Source organism: Catelliglobosispora koreensis DSM 44566 (assembly GCF_000379685.1).
In the GTDB taxonomy this organism is placed as follows: Bacteria; Actinomycetota; Actinomycetes; order Mycobacteriales; family Micromonosporaceae; genus Catelliglobosispora; species Catelliglobosispora koreensis.
In genome coordinates this window covers 201,082-218,221 of record NZ_KB903289.1, presented here as the reverse complement: position 1 = coordinate 218,221, position 17,140 = coordinate 201,082, and the positions used below count along the sequence as shown (strand labels likewise).

The window sequence follows — 17,140 nt, the reverse complement described above, 5'->3', positions numbered from 1 at the left end:
CGCCGGCCGTGCCATGGGGCAGGCAGCGCTCGTGATGCCAGCCTAGAATGCTGGGACCATTTCCTTGATCGGATCCATCGAAAGCCTGGAAGGGCAAATGCACCCCACCACCGCCCCGCACCCTGACCAACCTCGCAATAGCCGATCAGACCGGCACAGCAAGGACCCGAAAGGTCGGGCAGGCGGCCGTCGGCTTTGGCAGAAGATCGCCATCGGGATTGGCGCGTTCCTGATCCTCGTGAGTGCTGGCGGCTTGATCGCGTTCAAGAAGCTAAGCGATCACTACGACAGCATGGTCACTAAAGAAGACATCCTGGAAGGCATTCCCACCGTCCCCGGTGGAGGTGAAGGGACCGCACTAAACTACCTGATCTTGGGCACGGACACGCGGGACAACGAGGGCACGACTGATTCGGAGGAGCAAGGCAACCGCTCTGACACGATCATGATCGCGCACGTCAGCAAGGACCGCCGGAGCGCTTTCATCTTCTCCATTCCACGAGACAGTTATGTGAACATCCCCGCCAGCGGTAACTGGAAAGGCGGAGAAAACAAGATCAACTCTGCCATGTCGTTCGGCGGGGCCAAGCTCGCGGCAAAGACTGTCTATGACCTCACGCAGATCCCTCTAAATGGCGCGGTCATCGTCAACTTCCAGGGAGTTCAGTCAATGGTTTCCGCAGTCGGCGGAGTGCGTGTTTGCATTCCCTACAGCGTGAAGTCCTCGTTCTCGACGAAAGTATGGAACAAGGGCTGCCATAACCTCAGCCCAGCCGATGCCGAGGAGTTCGTCAGGCAACGCAAGGGAACGCCCGGTGGCGACCTCGGCCGTATCAAGAATCAGCAGCACGTCATAAAGGGTCTCATCGGGAAGGTCAAGGAAAGTGGCACCCTCACCAATCCGTCGAAACTCAACAACTTGCTGACCATCGCGGCCAAGTCTCTGACCATCGACAAGAGTATGAACCTCATCGATCTCGCGAGCGAGATGAAAGACATCGATCAGGAAGCGATCAAATTCGCCACTACTCCAGTTGCTGGCACGATGACCACCCATGCCGGTTCCTCTGTCCAGCTTGACATGCAGGCGGCCCAGGAGCTCTTCGCCGCGGTCCGTGAGGACCGAGCCGAACAGTGGCTCGCCGAGCACCCGCAACCCGAAGTCGCCAGTTTGTAGCCGCACTTTGGGTGCCATCACACTCAGTGAGCTTGTTGTTGGAATCGGAGCACTACTCACGTAGCATGGCCACGCCGTGTGTCTGCGAGACGGGGAAAATCAAAATGGGGGAAGCGCATGCGCGCGTCCAGGGACAGCGTGAAGCACAGGTTCCGAACATCCTGATTCTGGGGACCGCAGAGTGGAATTCTCCGATCGCGACCAATCAGCACTACGTGACACGTGAGCTCGCTGCCATGGGGGACGTGACCTTCGTCGAATCACTTGGCCTGAGGCGGCCAACGCTGCGCCGGGCTGACGTAGTGAGGATGGCATCGCGCTTGCGCCGGTCTGTTGGCACCGGTCGCACGTCCTCCGCGGCCGTCAGCGAGCGGCCAAAGCCGGAGCGCTCCCGGGTCGTGTCGCCCCTTGTGATTCCGCTGCACCGCTATCCAACTCGCGCCTTGAACACCGCGCTCCTGCGGCGATCGACGACCCAATGGATCGAAAGTACGCGCCCGCGCGTTCTGTGGACCTTTACTCCTGTCACTTACGGGCTTGAAGCTGCGGCCGATGCAACCATCTACCATTGTGTGGATCTGCTGGCTAGCTTTCCCGGCGTCGACAAGGTCGCCGTGGAGCGGGGGGAGAAGTCGCTTTCCCTGCGGGCTGATCTGGCGATCGCGACGAGCAATGCGGTAGCCCGGCATTTGTCCACGCTGGGCTACCCAAACATCCAAATGCTGCACAACGTGGCAGACGCCGCCGTGTTTTCCGCTCAGAGCAAGCCGGCCGCTGAGCGACACCCTCACGTGCTGTTTTCCGGGAACCTGACCCTTCACAAACTGGACCTTGAAGTACTGCGGTCCGTCGCGATGTCTCTGCAAGGCAAGGGGAGGCTCCTGTTAGCTGGCCCGCTGTCGGCCGGTGGTGGTGACTTCACCGCCGCATTACGCGAACTTGAACAGCTAGGTGCCCGTTACCTTGGTGTCCTGTCCCATGAGGAGCTTGCGAAGGTCGCCGGAACCTGCAGCGCAGGCATCATTCCTTACTCCCTCAACGAATACACCAGCGGCGTCAGCCCTTTAAAGTGCTTCGAATACCTTGCCTCGGGGCTAACCGTCGTGAGCACCCACGTTCCAGCAGTAGACGAACTCGCGACCACTAACCCTTACATCCGTGTGGCAAGCACCTCCGAGTTCGCAAAAGTCTTGGCCGAAGTTCTGCGCATCCCGCCGACAACCCACGACATCGCGGACCGGATGGAGTTGGCTTCCGCAAACGGCTGGGAGGGGCGCGGGCAGGTCCTGCGCGAAATACTCAGCAAAACCATGGCTGGCGCGTTGGGCAGCATGGGCGCCCCATGAGCGTCTATGCGGGGCGCATAGCCTCAACATACGCACAGTTGGCCGCCCGCCTAACTTCCGCCAAGGTGCAGTGGATCCAAGTAGCTGTCGTTTTCTGCTTGTCCGTGCCCCTAATCTACGTCCTGCCCGAAGGAACCAAGGACATCGCAGCGAGCACGCTTGTCGTTGGCTTGATGACACCGGCGATCCTTATCGCGGTCTGGCAGAACGGCACTCATGGCGTACTTAAGAGCTCCGTCTTTAGCGCACTCGGTACCCTGCTCGCGGTAAGAGTCGTGGCGTTACTTTGGTCGCCGGAGCCGTCGGCAGGCTTGCCGCCAATCATCTTGCTCGCCCAGTTCATGCTCACGCTGTTGCTTCTGGCAACCCTGCCGCAGCCGATCGAGCAGGTCGCAAAGGTCCTGCAGCGGTTTTACTGGCCGCTTGTGCTCGGTCTCGCCGCGATAGTGGTGCTGTTCCGGGTTGCACCGGCGATCGAAGCCGCATATCTCGACTCTGTCGCCGGATTTTTCGCCGGGCACAACACCATCGGCGCGTTGTTCGGCGAAGGAAGAAACAACGTTTTGGATCCGGCGAAATCCGGCGGTCTGTTTGTCAATGCCAACGTTGCCGCGATGTTCCTTGGTGTCAACGGTCTTGCGGCTTTAGCTATCGCCACGCGTACCTCTTCGCGCTTCCTCCAGCTAACTGGTGTCTCACTGCTTGTCACCGTGCCATTCACTGGATCGAAGTCCGGCACGATGCTTGCCGTCTTGCTTCCAGCCCTAGCCTTCGCTGTGTACCGGCGGCGCTTTCCTAAATTCACTATCCTGAAGCGACATCCTGTCGCTTCAGTGGTGGGGTGTCTGGTAATCCTTGTGATCGCCGCAGGATTGATGATCGCCAGCAATATTAGTTTCAGCGCACTGAAATCCACGTTCGGCGAGCGGACCATTATCTGGGGATTCGCAGTGGAGTCGTTTGCCAGTAACGCACTTCCTGGCCTTGGGTTCGGCGGCTGGGCCGCAGAATTCCCCGCCTACGCAGCCGAGCATGGCCTGTACAAAGGGACCTTTCCGCCGCACAATCTGTTGCTGGCCGCATGGTCGAACACGGGCGCCGCAGGCGTTCTCGTTACCAGTGTCGTTGTCTGGATCATGCTGGGACTCGGCTTTAGGGCCTACCGGAAGGCGCCGGATGTCCTTGGATTCATCGCGTATTCAGGCGCAGCACTGACCTGGGTGGTCATCCACGGGATGGGGGAGAACACCGACGTCTTCGGCGACGTTCATTTCATACCTGTTGTCGCGTTGCTGATTTGCTACCTTATCCGTTTCGCGCAGACAAAGCGTGAATCGCCATGAGCGGTGCCCCCGTCGTCGGTATCCTTAGACACCAGCAGTTTCAGCCGTCGGAAACCTTCATTCGCAGCCAGGCACTCGCGCTAGACGGGTTCTCTCCGCTTTTCATCGGACGCGATCCATTGCGTTCCAGCGACCTCCCCGCCATTAGCGTCGCTGATTTCGGCAAGCGAGCCATCGCTGCCTACACCTTGACTGGCACGTGCCGGCCGCTTGTCTCCCAGCTCGCCAGGCGTGGAACCGTGCTGATTCACGCACACTTCGGCGTCGAGGGTGCGTACGCGGTCAAGACGGCGACCGCCCTTAACGTTCCGCTAGTAACAACGTTGCACGGTTTTGACGTAACGATATCCAAGCGCCAGCTGGTCGCGTCCAAACGCTTGTCGTGGCTGAACTATGTGGCATGGCGCAAGTCGTTGTTCAGCAAGGCCGCCGCCTTTGTGTGCGTCTCCAGCTATATCCGCCAGCGCGCCATCGAGTGGGGATATCCAGCCGACCGGACGGTTCTGCTGCCTATCGGCGTTGACACAGATCTGATCCAGCCGAGCCCACCGCAGCCTGAGCGCCCAACCATCGTTCACGTGGCGCGCCTCGTTGAAGTTAAAGGAACAGCCCTGCTGATCAAGGCTTTCGAACGGGTGCGAAAGCAGGTCCGTGACGCATCCATGGTTATCGTTGGTGACGGGCCACTGCGCCCGCAGCTCCAGAGCCTCACCAGTGAGCTCGGGCTCAGCGACAGTATCGAGTTCACCGGGGCCTTGCCACACGCCGAAACATTGAGGGTAATCGCGCAGGCTTCGGTGTTCTGCCTTCCCAGCGTCACCGCGGCCAACGGCGCTCAAGAGGGACTAGGGCTGGTCCTGCTGGAAGCCGCCGCAGCAGGAAAACCCGTCGTTGGCACACTAAGCGGAGGGATTCCAGAGGCAGTGCGCGACGGCATCAACGGATTCCTTGTGCCCGAGCGCGACAAGGACGCCCTCGCGGACCGGTTGATCACTCTGCTGGCCGACACAAGCCTGTGCCGGCAGTTCGGCTTGGCTGGCCGGGCGATGGTGGAGGCCGAATACAATCTGGGCACACAGAACCGCCGGCTTGAGGCCCTCTACAGGAGCCTCCTGTGAACGCGCTAGGTATGCCCAAGGCGGTCACCGAATGATCCAGATGTTCGTCAGGATGGCGCTCGGGGGCATTGCGGGCAAGATATTGGGGGTCGTGCGGGAGGTACTGCTCGCCGCACTATTCGGGGTGGGAAAAGTCGTCGCCGCCAACAGAATCGCCCTCACGGCGACGTTCATCCCGGTGAACTTCTTCACCTCGGACGCATTGACAGCAGGCTTCCTCCCGCTTTATATCACGTACCGGCGCGACAACCCGGAATACGCCGATGCCCTGTACCGCAGCGTGAGAATGATCCTGCTCGCCTTGTCCATATGCTTGACTGGCGCCCTTTTGCTCGGCAGTTCGTTGTGGGTCGCGTTTCTAGGGCCCGGTCTTGACCACACAACAGCAAGCATCGCGGCAACCATGTTGCAGGTCGCGGCCATCGGCATTCCGTTCTACGTGATGTACAACCTCAATGCTCTCGTCGCCTTGGCTCACGATGACGTCCGGCTTGTCAACATCAGAGCATCGTTCCAAAGCATCGGCCTGATCGCCGGGACACTTGCCGCTTATTGGACCGGCGAGTTCGCGATGCTCGCCTGGGGCTTCACCGTTCCGTACGCTGGGCTGGCACTTTGGGGCAGCTACTGGATCCGCAGACGAAAGTACCGCCAAACGGGTGGCGCCAAACTCATCTCACCCAGTCCACACCGGATAGTTCTAGCTGGATTCTGGCAACGGCTTCGGCCGCTGCTACTCGTGCCGGTCATTCTGCAGGGTTCGATCGCGGTGGAACGAATCGTCGGTTCGCTTCTGGGAATCGAGGTAGTCGCCGCGACAGAATATGCCAGGTACATCGTCGATTCGTGTATGGCGCTTCTCGCCGCACCGCTTGGCCTAGCCAGCCTCGCCTCGTTCTCGAGGCTCAGTGCATCTGAAGCAGCAAGCCGTTTACGGCAGCTGGCCCCGCCAGTTCTTCTAGCGATGCTGCCGCTGTCGTTGATGATTGGAATCAACAGCACGGAAATAGTCAGGATCGTGTATGGGCGCGGTCAGTTTGATCAGCAAGCGGTGGACGTGTCGGCGACCCTGCTTACTGGATTCGCCATCGGTATCTGGGCCCACGTCCTTGGATACTGCTTCGTCAAAGTTCTCAATGCCAAAGGCGCGAACCGCCGTGTAGCGATGATCATGGCGACCTCCTTCATCACCGCTATCGGGATGAATCTAGCGTTATACAAGCACTGGGGCGCGTTCACCATCGGGGCGGCTTACTCAGTTTGCGGCATCATCATGCTGCTCGCGTCAGCCTGGGCACTTTCAGTCGGGCGGTTCACCGTGCGCTTGCTTTGCCTGCTCAGCCCTGGCGTACTGCTCACGGGGCTGGCAGGCAGTGCCGCGAGCGGGCCCGGCCTCGCCCGGCTTCTCCTGTCCTGCATCGCGGTCGCGGTGGTCTTCATTGGATACTGCATCGCGATCCCCGGCTTACGCAGCTATCTGACGGCGGTGCTGGACTCCAGAATGCCGCGATCCGGCGGCAAACATCGGCGAGCGACACGTCTGCCAGATCCCACAACGTTAGCCGAGGGCCAAGTCAATGACGTTGCGGAGCAGCCGCCGCACGGCCCGGTCGGTTTGGAGCGCGCCGGTAAAGGTGATTGAACCGGCGCTGAAGACCCAGCCGTCCTTTGGGCCACGACGGAAGATCATTTCCGCCCCTCCCCGGGGGTTCAGGCCTTCCGCGATGACCTCTTCGGCGCTGGCGCCGCCCACGAGCCCACGGCGGTCTGCTTCCCAGCCGCTCGCGGCACCCAGTGACCCAGTTTCACCGAATAGGTCGCCCGGTTTGAGACCTGTCCCCTTTAGCAAAGGGTGCTCGCGCAACACCTTGTACGCTGCGCGCGTGCCGAATGAGGGTTCGTGATAACCCACACCGAGGAGTTCATGCTCTGGTTGTCCACTATTCCTAAAGAGGTCCCGTTCGCCGTCTGGGCGCCGGAATGTCAGAGCACCACCGGCGTTGCCGAACGTGACCCTCTCGTAAATGCCGTTGCCGCCAACATAAATCACCCGGCCGCCATTTTCCATGTACCGCTTGAGATTGCGCCGCATCTGTTCAGACCAGTATTCCGGGTGCATAGCGAGGATAAGTGCCTTGTAGGGGTCAAGCCACTCACCAGCTTCATGAAGGTCATGGTCGTGATAGCAGTCAAACGGGATCCGTTCCGATGACATCCATTTAAGAAGCATCAGGTCGCCAGTAATTCTGCGGTCGGCGGGACCATCCACATTGCTGAAGATGCTAGGGCGCTTAAACGTCAGCGTCCGCTGCTGTCCTTCTAGACCTTCGGTGTACTGGCTGTGCCCACCCCATTCGTTGTAGGCATTATATGTGTTGGTAGGCCACAGAAACGCCACAGGATTGGGGTCGCCGGCTGGGCGAACAGCAAACGGAATATCAAAATGTGTTCCGTCGTCAGTCTGCAACCGAGCCGCGTATAGGCCCGAGCGCCAGTCATCTGCGACCTTCACCTCGTACTGAGCGGTCCAGCCGCAGCCGTCCTGCTGATAGCTGCCAGGCAGGTGCTGCAGCCGCCCTCTGACACGCTGAGTCTCAGCCACCGTCGCTAACGGCTGCGTTCCACTCGCGAGCCGCGATACGGTGACCGAATAGTGCGAGTGCCCTGTGGAGACAGCCAATCCGAGTTTCTTGCCAGACGTTGTGGCCAGTCCCATGGCGTAGCCTTGCAGTCTCGCGAGCCGCTCGATGGTGAACCCGTCTGAGATGTCACGGGCTTCCCCGTACGGCCAAGATACTTCCTGGCCGGCTGGCCCGGAGTAGCGTCGCCACCTCAACTTTCCCGCACGCGCTATCAGATTGCCGCGCGCATTGTCGATGGAGTAGAGCACGCCACTTTCGCCAGCGCACACCCATCGCTGATCGGCCCACGCATCGCCGAGTTCGATCGGTTTGCCGCCGCCTGCCCATGCAGGCGCACTGTCGCTGCCTGTGTAGCGGCGTAACAGTAACCGGGCTCCATCGATCTCAAAAATCTGCCCATCAGCCGCCGCGAAAGGCGTGCCAGACAAGGGGTTGCTTATTCGCAACGGGCGTCCTGCCTGTGCCCAGCCGTCTGGACCGGCGGTTCCGTCACCCGCGGTATACCGGAACCGGTACAGACCATGGCCGTTGACGCCGTAAAGCACTCCGTCCCAGCCGCCGAACCAATGCCAATAGTCGCCCAGCTTCTGCCCGATGACGCTGCCGCTGCGCTGATCCCAGGTGCCATCGCCGGTCTTTGGGTTGGTGAGGATGTAGCGGTGCCAGGCGACATCGCCGTTGGCGGTTAGCGCCAGAATTTGCCCGTCGGCGCCAGGCAATATCCACCGGTACTTGAGCCAGCCAGTGCCGATCACCCGCGCATTTCCATCGTTGGCCCAGACAGGCCGCCCGTCACGCCACGCCTCGTGCCGCATCCAAGCCAGTGTCCCGTCAGACTGAACCCCATAGATCACGCCATCGGCGGCCGCGGTTAGTGCGACGAATCTCTGTTCAGGGTCAGGACCTACGGGGTCGACCCATTGGCTTTCCGCGACGTCATTGTCAGTCATCGCACTTAAGGCTGACACCCCAGCGATTCCGGTGCCGGCTACGGCGAGCGCCCCACCCAAGCGGATCACGTTGCGCCGGGGCATCCCGGCTGCGGGAGTCACCTTCGACGGATCGTCAGCAGACGTCGCAATCACCTTCCTATTTAGACGATGCTGGAGCGCTAATCTGGGTGAAAGCCCTGTCTAGCCCGGCTTTGAGCTTATGTGACAGCGGGCGCTCGACTATTCTATGCACTGCATAAGCAAGTAGCAGCATCACCGTAAGCAATAGCGCGAGCAAGAGAACATGATGCACGGTATCGCGCAGCCGGCTTACGATGACCCGACTGAGCTGATTGTGAAGTAAGTAGAGGGGGTACGTGAGTGCGCCAACCACGACGAGCCCGCGCCAGCGCAGCCAGGTGAACCAATGCAGTGAAACAGCGATCATGACAAGGCCAAAGAACAGGAAGATCAACGTGGCTGTCTGATACGAAATAGCTACGAACTTCGTGTTGTGAGGCTTGACGTGGAGCTCTAGGGTCGCAACGCAAAGGATGAGGGACACGAGGACCAGGCCAAATACCAGAAGGTTTGGACCGTTGCGGTAGAGCAGGTATAGGCCAATCCCAAAGATGAAGTACGGTGCGTAACCTGCCTCGGTCAGCTGCAGGACGGCCGCTGGTCCGAGGTAATGCGAGTAAAGGGCAGCCAGCGCCCAGACCGCGCAGAAGGCGAAGACCCGCTTGTAGGTCAGGCCAAACGCGACAAGCACAGCGAACACAATGTAGAACTTCAGCTCGACAAACAGAGTCCAGTAGACATTGTCGACCCCAGGTACATGAAAGAACTCGTTTAGCATGGCTGTGTTGAGAAGCACCTGGCGGAGCTGAATTGGCCGACTCGCCATGGGCCATAGCGTTAACACGGCCGCTGTCAGGAGCATGGCGAACAGGTATGCGGGCATCAGCCGCACGACTCGTGACGTGAAGAACTTCGACAGCGGGCGTCCCCAGGCGCTCATACAGATCACGAAGCCGCTGATGACGAAGAAGAACTCCACTCCTAGCCAGCCATAACGAAATGGACTGACAAGATGCTCGCCAAAGAGCGTCTTGGCGTTCGCGCCCCACATCCCACGGTTGTCAACAAGAAAGTGATAGCCCAGCACGGATAGCGCTGCCACAAATCGCAACAGGTCAAGGACATATAGCCGCGCACGCGCTTGGCTTACGGGCAACGCCGCGGAGACTTGCCGAGAATCTGGTCCTGCAACGACCTCAGCGAGCATCTTGCTCAAGCCATTGGGCGATGTTCTGAGCGAATGCCGCCTGTGAGAAGGCCGCGGTATGCCCTTGGATTGTTTGACGGCTCAGCAGGTCAGATCTGCCAACTAGCTCTGCATATCGTTGCGGATTGAGTGAGTCGACCAGAAAACCCGTCTCCCCGTCGGCCACCGTCTCCAGCAGCCCGCCACGAGCCAAGCCGATAACGGGTGTACCGCACGCCTGCGCTTCCACGGGAACGATGCCGAAATCCTCATGCGCTGGATATAGCAAAGCCTTGGCGCCCCAATAGAGTTCGCGCAGCCGGGGCAGGCTCGGCCGGACCTCGAATGACACCGGGACGCTGGCCTTAGCCGCCGCCCGCCGCAGGGCTGCCTCCTCTGGACCTGATCCTGCAAGAATGAGCGGAACACGGGCCTGCTGGGCGATCTCAATCATCAGCCCGAAATTCTTGTAGCCGATCCAGCGTCCAGCGCCCAGGAGGTAATCGCGTCCCATCTGGTTCATGCCTTGCGGCTGTTCAGAGAAGTAGGCCGTGTTCACCGGTGGATGGATCACCCGCGCGTCTCGGTGCCAGAATTTGCGGATCCGGGACTGAACCTCGTGTGAATTGGCGGCATAGCTGTGCACATGGGCGCTCATGCCTTTGTCGACTGCCTGCAGGACCTTTCGTGGGCCTGCGAGCAAGCCGCCTGATCCGCGGCCGTCGAAATCTGGGCTCCACACATACCTGGCAGGCGAGTGCACATAGCTGAGGTACCGGGTGTCGCGATGGCCGGCTTTTACGGTGTGCGCGAAGGCGTGACTCGAGGAAACAACCACATCAAACTTTGCGCGCGTAAGGCTCCGCCAGGCCATCGGCATTAGGGGGAGGGCGAGAGGTTTGGCGTGTCGCAAAGGGGTCCTGGCAAGCCATGATTCCCTAAGTCCGGACTGCTCAGAATCAGCATCTTTCCATAGAACGAAGCGTTCTGCATGCGGGATGAGATTAGCGATCTGAAGGAATACGGCTTCCGATCCACCAGTAGCCCCAAACCATTCATGGACCACGGCGACTGACCGCCCGGCTAAAGACGAAATTTCAGGCGTGATAACCGAATCCATTATTTTGCATGCCCCGTTCGCTTCCTATTTACTCGCGCCCGGGAACAATAAACTACGAAAGGCAAGCGCATGAGCCCGCCGAAGATCACATTTCGGTGATCCTCGTCATAAGACCTCTGGCCTGCATCATCTAAGTGCCTACAGCTGGTGATCAAAGGGCCGAACAAACTATTGTAGCCTCAGCAACCTGGCCTGTAATCTTCGCGCCGCAGCTGACGTAGCTCGCTGCACGGGTAACTACGGGGAGCAAACTGGATGCGCGGGAACACTGAATCGCTACGAGCTGCGATCAAAACGGAAAAATCTGACGTTTCTGACATCGTCGCGTCCGCCGTGGAAGATCCCGCCGAATGGCATCATCTGCACACTACCGAACTCCCCTTCGTGCCCACGCAACGTAGTGCGCCAGCGTCTAGCACCACGCTGGTGATGCCCTACATCGGTTCGAAGCATTCGCGGCGGACGCGGTCATTGCGCGCGTGGATGCTAACTATGCCGGTTGATGGCATAGCGATAATCGCGCCCCTGGCGTGGACAACCGCAAATTGGAAAGGCATCCTCGCGACAGCGGTAATCACCATTGGAATTTTCGCGTTGAGTGGCCTGTATAAAGGCCGGAGGCACTTCAGTATTCTCGACCTGCTTCCAGCAATCCTTGGGCGTCTGCTCATCGCAGCCGCAATCGTCGGAATAATTGCCGCTCAACGGCACGGCTCAGCGGAATATGTCGTGGAATTCATGCGGACTATTGCTGTCTCATGTGGACTGGTTGTCCTGGGCCGTACATTTACCACTGGTGTCGTCGTTCTTGCGCGCAAGAAGCGTTGGGTCGAGCATGGGGCAATCGTTGTCGGGAGTGGTCCACTCGCGGTCGAGGTCGCGCGCCTGATTAAGCGTTATCCACAATACGGGTTGCGTTTTAGCGGCTTCGTCGATGAATCGGAAGGCAATGCTGGGCACCCACTGCTCATCGGAACAGCTGACGACCTCGAAAGGCTCGTGCTAGCAGCCGAGACAGACGTTGTGATTATAGCTGACGCCCGGGTCAGCGAGACTAAGCTCATGGAACTCGTCCGGCAGCCAGTTCTGATGAGGACAGACGTGTTTACTATCCCAAGGCTATGTGACTTCCACAGCGCAAGCGGCGGGGTGAACGACCACATTGGAGCCATTCCCGTGGCCCGCCTACATCGTGCGACCCTGACTGGTCCAAAGTGGATGCTCAAGCGGTTCATGGATCTCCTCCTGGCCACCGTCGCGCTCATCGTCGTCTCGCCGGTGATGCTCCTGTGCGCTCTCGCCGTACGGATCGAAGGCGGTCCGGGCGTCATCTTCCGGCAGCAGCGGATTGGCCGTTGGGGTAAACCCTTTGACGTGCTGAAGTTCCGTTCGATGCGGCCAGCGAGCTCGCACGAGTCTCAGACAAATTGGTCGGTCGCTGACGACCCGCGCGTGGGTCCAATTGGGCGGTTGCTGCGCAAGACATCGCTAGACGAGCTGCCCCAGCTTTGGAACATCATCCGCGGAGACATGACATTCGTTGGGCCGCGGCCAGAAAGGCCCTTCTTCGTTGACCGGTTCTCTGCCGAGCATCCCGGATACGAGCTGCGGCATCGCGCGCCGGTCGGCCTGACCGGCCTCGCACAAGTCAGCGGGCTTCGAGGCGACACACCGATCTCTGACCGCGCGCGATTCGACAACTACTACATTGACAACTGGAGCCCGTGGCTTGACCTCAAAGTCCTTCTGCGGACGTTCGCTGAAGTCTTTAGAGGCGGCGGCCGCTAGTCGGTCTTCTCGGCGCCGTCCGAGGGCTGACGGAAAATGCTCATGTAGTCGTACTCGGCTGCTTGCCCCGAGTCATGGCCCGTTGCCGGACTATATCCAGCGGTTGCGGCAGGAGTTGCTGACCGGCGCTTGCCATTTAAGTAGAAGATAAGGCCAACGGCAGCGACCAAAGCCGCCGCGAGCGAAACGATTAGTGCTAGCGCCCATCCGGGAAGGCCTGAGTCTTCAGTCTTTTCGCCCTCCACCGCAAGCAGTTCCGCCGCGAACTTCTTGTAGGACGCCGCCAGCGGATGATCCGCGTGCGCGGCCAAGACGGCATCGAACTTGCCGCCCGCATCGCTGTACCGGCCGCTGAAGTAGGAGTTAAGCCCGGCGCGGTATGCATCGTCAGCTGGTGACGCCGAGTTCTGCGTGTTCGCCTGCGAGAGAATCCGTTTGATGTGTTCGAGATTGGTGACGTGATTGTTTACCTTGCTTGGCGCGCTTGGGTTCACGTTGATCATGCCGACCACACGGCCGCTCGCGTCGACAACCATTCCGCCCAGTGAAACTTCTCCGAGGTCGGCATCCATTTGGAATGACGGTGGCACCCGTGAACCGTACTCGCCAGTGATTTTGGCCGGTTTGAAACGTGGCAGGAAGTTGCGGCCATCGCTATCCACAGCGAGGCTGACGATAGTGGCCGGGCTGCCCGTTGACGTCCCGGCCTCGGCAAGCTGGACGGCAGGAATAGTTGAGGCGAACTTGAGAAGTACGACGTCGCCATCGGCTATGGACTGCGATGCAACCACTTCGGCCTCCAGCGCCTTTCCGGCCGGTGCTCCCGCCTCGCCCTTGTACGGCTGGCCCAGAACGACTGACTTCGCCTTCGATCCTTGGGTTTCTCCGGTGAAGTCGGTGCTGTCGAGTACCTCTTTGGCGAAAGCTTCCCGCTGGCCGGGTTGCAGGTGTCCGGCCCGTACCCGGCTGGCGGCGAGCTGAGATGCCGCGGTGCGGTGAACAGCATCTGCTGTGGGACGCACGCAGTGCGTAGCAGAGATCGCGTGGCCCTGAGCCGAAACAGCAAACCCGGTGCACTTGTTGCTCACCAGAATCGCGGCGGCGTCGAACTTTTCGCCGGTGTCTTTCCGCCGGAGGAATCCGGTTACCTGGGCCTCGAGGTAAATCAGTGACGGGCTCGCGACGGCGAACGCTCGCTCCTCAACCGTATATAGCGGGTCAACGGCTGACGCAGGGCTGTTAAAAACGCTCAATGCGATAGCAATCGCCGCGCATACAAATGAAGCGTTGCGCTGGCGCAGCAGCGACCGCTGGGGTGGCATTGATGGAACTCCTGTGGATCGGGGCGGCGGTTCGGACCGGTTACGAGTGTAGGTCCGCGTGCCCGCCCACGGTGGCCTCACCCTGTGCCGGGATGGCTATCCGCGCTGTGAGCTGAGACAACGTGGCCGCGAGCTGCCCAACTTGGCCTGTGAGTTCGTCCACTCGTGCCCTCAGCCCCGCGGCTTCGGCTTGAGCCGCACCACGTTCAGACTCCAAGCGCGCAGCAGTGGCCTCGTATTTGGTTACCGTCGTGTCATGTGCGGCGACAGCGGATTCCTGTGCGGCCAGCAGCCGGGAAATGTCACTCTTAAGGCGCGACGTGGTTTCCTCGTGCGCCGCTGCCATGGCAAGCAGATCGGCATCGCGTTTGGATAGCTGGGATCGTAAGACTTCGACGGCATGGGCACGTTCGCGGCGTTCACGCGCCAGTTCCTCGGCGGATCGGTTCGCTTCCGAGCGCAACGTTTCTGCCTCAGCCCGAGCTTGTTCGACGTTGCCCTCCAGCTTCTCAAAGCTGGCGCGCACGGCATCGCGGTCGCGATAGGCCTCAATGCGAAGGGCTTCGGCGGCCGCAAGTTCCCGCTGCGCCCCGTCGCGCGCAGCGAGTGCCTCCTTTTCGGACAATGCCGAGGCGGCCGCCTCGGCGGTGGCGGCGGCGGTGGCGGAAAGAGCGTCTGCGATCCGCGTGGCGGCTGATTCTTCGGCGGCCACGGCGCGGGTTTCGCTGGCGGTGGCGGCGGCCTCGGCGGCAGCGGCTGCCACCTGGGCGGCAGTGGCCAGGGCGCGGGCTTCATCGCGTTCGGCGACGTAGCGCACGATCTCGGCGTCGCGCTGGGCCTGCGCGGCGGCGATCTGTGCTGACGTTTCGGCCCGCACTTCGGCGAGCTGCCGCTCTACCCCCGCGGGGGACAGCTCGATGCCAAGAGCGTCGGTGAGCGTTTCGACGACCTGCTCGAGGCGGTCGACGACTTCGTGTGCCTTGGCGACCTGCCCGGCCAGCCCAGGGGAGTTGCGGTAACGCATGCGGTTGTTGCGGGCGGAGTTCTGGCAGGCGCCATCGTTGTCGCGGCAATACCTAAACGGCCGCCCGGCCGCGGCCCGCTGCGGCACCGGCTTTCCGCAATGTGCGCAGGGCCTGGTCAGATCGTCGTCAGTGGACACCCCAGCAGCTTATAGCCAGTGGATCGCCTGACCATGCGGTCCGGTGTGCGCCACGGGCGTGCCGTCAAGCGAAAGCACGAATTTGCCCGGCGCGGGGCTGTCGCCGAGAACGGACGGGGCCTCGTTGGAGATCCAGTGTCCTTTCAGGGCGGACATCTTCTCGCGGAACACCTCACGGTCGGCTGGCGAGACGTATGCCAGCACGGCGGTGTGGAACACGACGACCGTCGCGTCACGCGGCGCTTGCGCGATGAGGCCGTCAAGGTCGGTGAGCAGGTCGCCTTTGAGGATGCGGGGCGGGTCGGCGCGTACGATATCGATGGCTTGGCGCAGCCGGGCGACCCTTTCGTCTTGACCGGGCCACACGAGGTTTTCCAGCCAGGCCATGGCTTGTGAGTCGCGCACGTCCAGTGGGTTGAGGTCCAGGCCGGCCCGCCACGTGATCTGGGGCAGGGCATCGGGGACGGCTCCGTCGGTGACACACGGGAAGACCACGCTGGCATCGCCGAGGCGGGTGCCGCTGTAGGAATACGCGTAGCGGTCGGGGTAGAGGCACAGCCCGGCCGAGGCTCCGACTTCGATGAGAGCCAGCGGCTGCGGCAGCTGCGCCAGCAAAGGCAGCAGCGTGGCACAGCGAGCCGGCTCGTTGGTCTGCGTGCTGCGGGCCAAAATCGTCTGCGACACCTCGGCCCAGTGATCGGCAACGAACCGGGCGAAGTCCACATAGGACTCCAGCGGCGCCCCGTGCCAGCGGGCGGCGGCCAGGACCAGGTTGGGCTGGCGTTTGAGCAGTGGAAGCTCACCGATCAGGCCGAGCAGCACCGGGTCATAGGCGATCCCTGATGACAGTGCGAAGTAGACAGTGGACTGGCCGGCCGCCTCGTTCTTGGCGAAGGTCAGGTAAGTCTGGGACAGCTCGTGGTCTTCCCGCGGAATTCCGTCCATGGGCAGACCTTAAGCCTCGTTTATGTCGCCGGGATAGCCGATGCGGTCGAGGACACAAATCCGCCCGTGACCGCTGATAGCACGGCGACGTTCATCGCGTCGATGATGTTCTGCACGGCATGGCCGCACCAGTCGCCTTCGGTCAGCTCGGCGAGCCGGCGCCTATTCAGGCTTGGGAACAGGTGCTTGTCCAGACCGCACGCGTGAGCGAGCCCGATGAGCGCCACGGACCGCTTATCCGGGTCGGCCTGCCCGCCGACAACCTCACGCAGATGCTCTACCAGCTGCTTTTCGGCGGTCGTGTCGATCTCAGGATAGGTGGCGCGCCGGAACCGGTGCGGGTGCTCTTCCAGGATTCCGGCGGTGACGAGCTGGCTGAGGGCATGTTCGCGCCGGTGCGGATCTGCCAGGTGATAGACCCACCAGCCGGGTGTGTGCGCTGCCTTGGCGTCGATCTGGGTCAGCACGGGGTCGCGGCCAGGGTCGCTGGTGACCCGCAGCCGCTGGTGATCGATGGCGAGCCGCCCGGCGAAGGAGTGCTCCAGGAGCACCGCGCCCGCCAGCCCGTAGTCGATGTTCTTGAGCGGGATCAGCGGCTTGCCGGTCTCGTCGTCATAGCTCAGCAGAAGCAGCTGATCACCCAGGGATAGCTCCACGGTCACCAGTTTAGGCGAATTGTCAGTATCTAGTCACAAACACAACCCGGCCGGGCAGCCTGAGTTATCGAGGACATGAGAATCAGCCGCGCATTGGCGGCGCTCGCCCTCGCCGCCGCCGTCTTCGCTGGCAGCGCCGCGCTCCTGCTCAGCCCGGCAACGGCCACCGCGCAGGAGCCCGGATATGGGTACGGCAGCACGAGCCCGACACCGTCACGCTCCCGGCCCTCACCGTCGAGCTCCACGTCTCTTTCGATGTCGGCATCGCCGTCACCTTCGGGCACTTTGCCCGAAACGGGCACAGCTGCCACCGGGTCGCTGT

The 17,140-nt window shown here is 61.2% G+C and carries 14 protein-coding genes; 6 read left to right on the top strand and 8 right to left on the bottom strand.

Annotated elements, in window-relative coordinates:
* Nucleotides 1-97 precede the first annotated feature (97 nt).
* From A3E1_RS42660 to A3E1_RS0128920, 5 genes are all read left to right on the top strand, one after another.
* A complete protein-coding gene (locus tag A3E1_RS42660) occupies nucleotides 98-1,177 on the top strand; it encodes an LCP family protein (RefSeq protein WP_020524297.1) in 1,080 nt (359 codons plus the stop codon).
* A 410-nt stretch (nucleotides 1,178-1,587) separates the two neighbouring features.
* On the top strand, nucleotides 1,588-2,523 hold the full coding sequence (locus A3E1_RS0128935; RefSeq protein ID WP_245571441.1) for a glycosyltransferase: 936 nt from the start codon (nucleotides 1,588-1,590) through the stop codon (nucleotides 2,521-2,523).
* Nucleotides 2,520-3,866 carry an O-antigen ligase family protein gene (locus tag A3E1_RS0128930; protein ID WP_020524295.1) on the top strand — a complete coding sequence of 449 codons (1,347 nt, stop codon included), beginning with the start codon at nucleotides 2,520-2,522 and terminating at the stop codon, nucleotides 3,864-3,866. Before A3E1_RS0128935 ends, A3E1_RS0128930 begins: the two co-directional genes overlap by 4 nt.
* Nucleotides 3,863-4,984 (top strand): glycosyltransferase, encoded by a 1,122-nt coding sequence (locus A3E1_RS0128925; RefSeq protein ID WP_020524294.1) that lies wholly within the window; start codon nucleotides 3,863-3,865, stop codon nucleotides 4,982-4,984. Before A3E1_RS0128930 ends, A3E1_RS0128925 begins: the two co-directional genes overlap by 4 nt.
* Before the next feature lie 91 nt (nucleotides 4,985-5,075).
* Nucleotides 5,076-6,626 (top strand): lipid II flippase MurJ, encoded by a 1,551-nt coding sequence (locus A3E1_RS0128920; protein ID WP_157631796.1) that lies wholly within the window; start codon nucleotides 5,076-5,078, stop codon nucleotides 6,624-6,626.
* On the opposite strand, the gene A3E1_RS42655 is transcribed toward A3E1_RS0128920, so the two are convergent.
* Genes A3E1_RS42655 through A3E1_RS49230 form a run of 3 tightly spaced genes read right to left on the bottom strand, consistent with a single transcriptional unit; the run spans nucleotide 6,543 to nucleotide 10,945 of the window.
* Nucleotides 6,543-8,711 (bottom strand): N,N-dimethylformamidase beta subunit family domain-containing protein, encoded by a 2,169-nt coding sequence (locus A3E1_RS42655; RefSeq protein WP_051105182.1) that lies wholly within the window; start codon nucleotides 8,709-8,711, stop codon nucleotides 6,543-6,545. The two genes, A3E1_RS0128920 and A3E1_RS42655, sit on opposite strands and share 84 nt — an antisense overlap.
* Before the next feature lie 4 nt (nucleotides 8,712-8,715).
* A complete protein-coding gene (locus A3E1_RS42650) occupies nucleotides 8,716-9,846 on the bottom strand; it encodes an acyltransferase family protein (RefSeq protein WP_020524291.1) in 1,131 nt (376 codons plus the stop codon).
* Nucleotides 9,836-10,945: a glycosyltransferase gene (locus A3E1_RS49230; RefSeq protein WP_051105181.1), complete on the bottom strand. Its 1,110-nt coding sequence runs from the start codon at nucleotides 10,943-10,945 to the stop codon at nucleotides 9,836-9,838. The genes A3E1_RS42650 and A3E1_RS49230 overlap by 11 nt, the downstream gene beginning before the upstream one ends.
* Nucleotides 10,946-11,200: 255 nt before the next feature.
* Here A3E1_RS49230 and A3E1_RS0128900 point away from each other — a divergent pair, with 255 nt between their 5' ends.
* On the top strand, nucleotides 11,201-12,733 hold the full coding sequence (locus tag A3E1_RS0128900; protein ID WP_020524289.1) for a sugar transferase: 1,533 nt from the start codon (nucleotides 11,201-11,203) through the stop codon (nucleotides 12,731-12,733).
* Here the strand turns inward: A3E1_RS0128900 and A3E1_RS0128895 are convergent.
* The 5 genes from A3E1_RS0128895 to A3E1_RS0128875 are packed head-to-tail and all read right to left on the bottom strand — an operon-like array spanning nucleotide 12,730 to nucleotide 17,129.
* Entirely contained in the window at nucleotides 12,730-14,055 is a 1,326-nt protein-coding gene (locus A3E1_RS0128895) for a trypsin-like peptidase domain-containing protein (RefSeq protein WP_020524288.1), read from the bottom strand. The two genes, A3E1_RS0128900 and A3E1_RS0128895, sit on opposite strands and share 4 nt — an antisense overlap.
* A 40-nt stretch (nucleotides 14,056-14,095) precedes the next feature.
* Entirely contained in the window at nucleotides 14,096-15,217 is a 1,122-nt protein-coding gene (locus A3E1_RS42645) for a coiled-coil domain-containing protein (protein WP_063825172.1), read from the bottom strand.
* Between the two features lie 9 nt (nucleotides 15,218-15,226).
* On the bottom strand, nucleotides 15,227-16,162 hold the full coding sequence (locus A3E1_RS0128885) for a DUF2332 domain-containing protein (protein WP_020524286.1): 936 nt from the start codon (nucleotides 16,160-16,162) through the stop codon (nucleotides 15,227-15,229).
* Between the two features lie 20 nt (nucleotides 16,163-16,182).
* The gene (locus tag A3E1_RS0128880) at nucleotides 16,183-16,818 is read right to left on the bottom strand and encodes a GOLPH3/VPS74 family protein (RefSeq protein WP_157631795.1); all 636 of its coding nucleotides are present in this window, start codon (nucleotides 16,816-16,818) and stop codon (nucleotides 16,183-16,185) included.
* A 29-nt stretch (nucleotides 16,819-16,847) separates the two neighbouring features.
* Nucleotides 16,848-17,129 (bottom strand): hypothetical protein, encoded by a 282-nt coding sequence (locus A3E1_RS0128875; protein ID WP_026208943.1) that lies wholly within the window; start codon nucleotides 17,127-17,129, stop codon nucleotides 16,848-16,850.
* Between the last annotated feature and the right edge of the window lie 11 nt (nucleotides 17,130-17,140).

Excerpts from the sequence above, each read along its gene's own strand:
- A3E1_RS42660 (WP_020524297.1), top strand. The coding sequence starts at position 98 with ATGCACCCCACCACCGCCCCGCACCCTGACCAACCTCGCAATAGCCGA.
- A3E1_RS0128930 (WP_020524295.1), top strand. The coding sequence starts at position 2,520 with ATGAGCGTCTATGCGGGGCGCATAGCCTCAACATACGCACAGTTGGCC.
- A3E1_RS0128925 (WP_020524294.1), top strand. The coding sequence starts at position 3,863 with ATGAGCGGTGCCCCCGTCGTCGGTATCCTTAGACACCAGCAGTTTCAG.
- A3E1_RS42650 (WP_020524291.1), bottom strand. The coding sequence starts at position 9,846 with ATGCTCGCTGAGGTCGTTGCAGGACCAGATTCTCGGCAAGTCTCCGCG.
- A3E1_RS49230 (WP_051105181.1), bottom strand. The coding sequence starts at position 10,945 with ATGGATTCGGTTATCACGCCTGAAATTTCGTCTTTAGCCGGGCGGTCA.
- A3E1_RS0128900 (WP_020524289.1), top strand. The coding sequence starts at position 11,201 with ATGCGCGGGAACACTGAATCGCTACGAGCTGCGATCAAAACGGAAAAA.
- A3E1_RS0128895 (WP_020524288.1), bottom strand. The coding sequence starts at position 14,055 with ATGCCACCCCAGCGGTCGCTGCTGCGCCAGCGCAACGCTTCATTTGTA.
- A3E1_RS0128885 (WP_020524286.1), bottom strand. The coding sequence starts at position 16,162 with ATGGACGGAATTCCGCGGGAAGACCACGAGCTGTCCCAGACTTACCTG.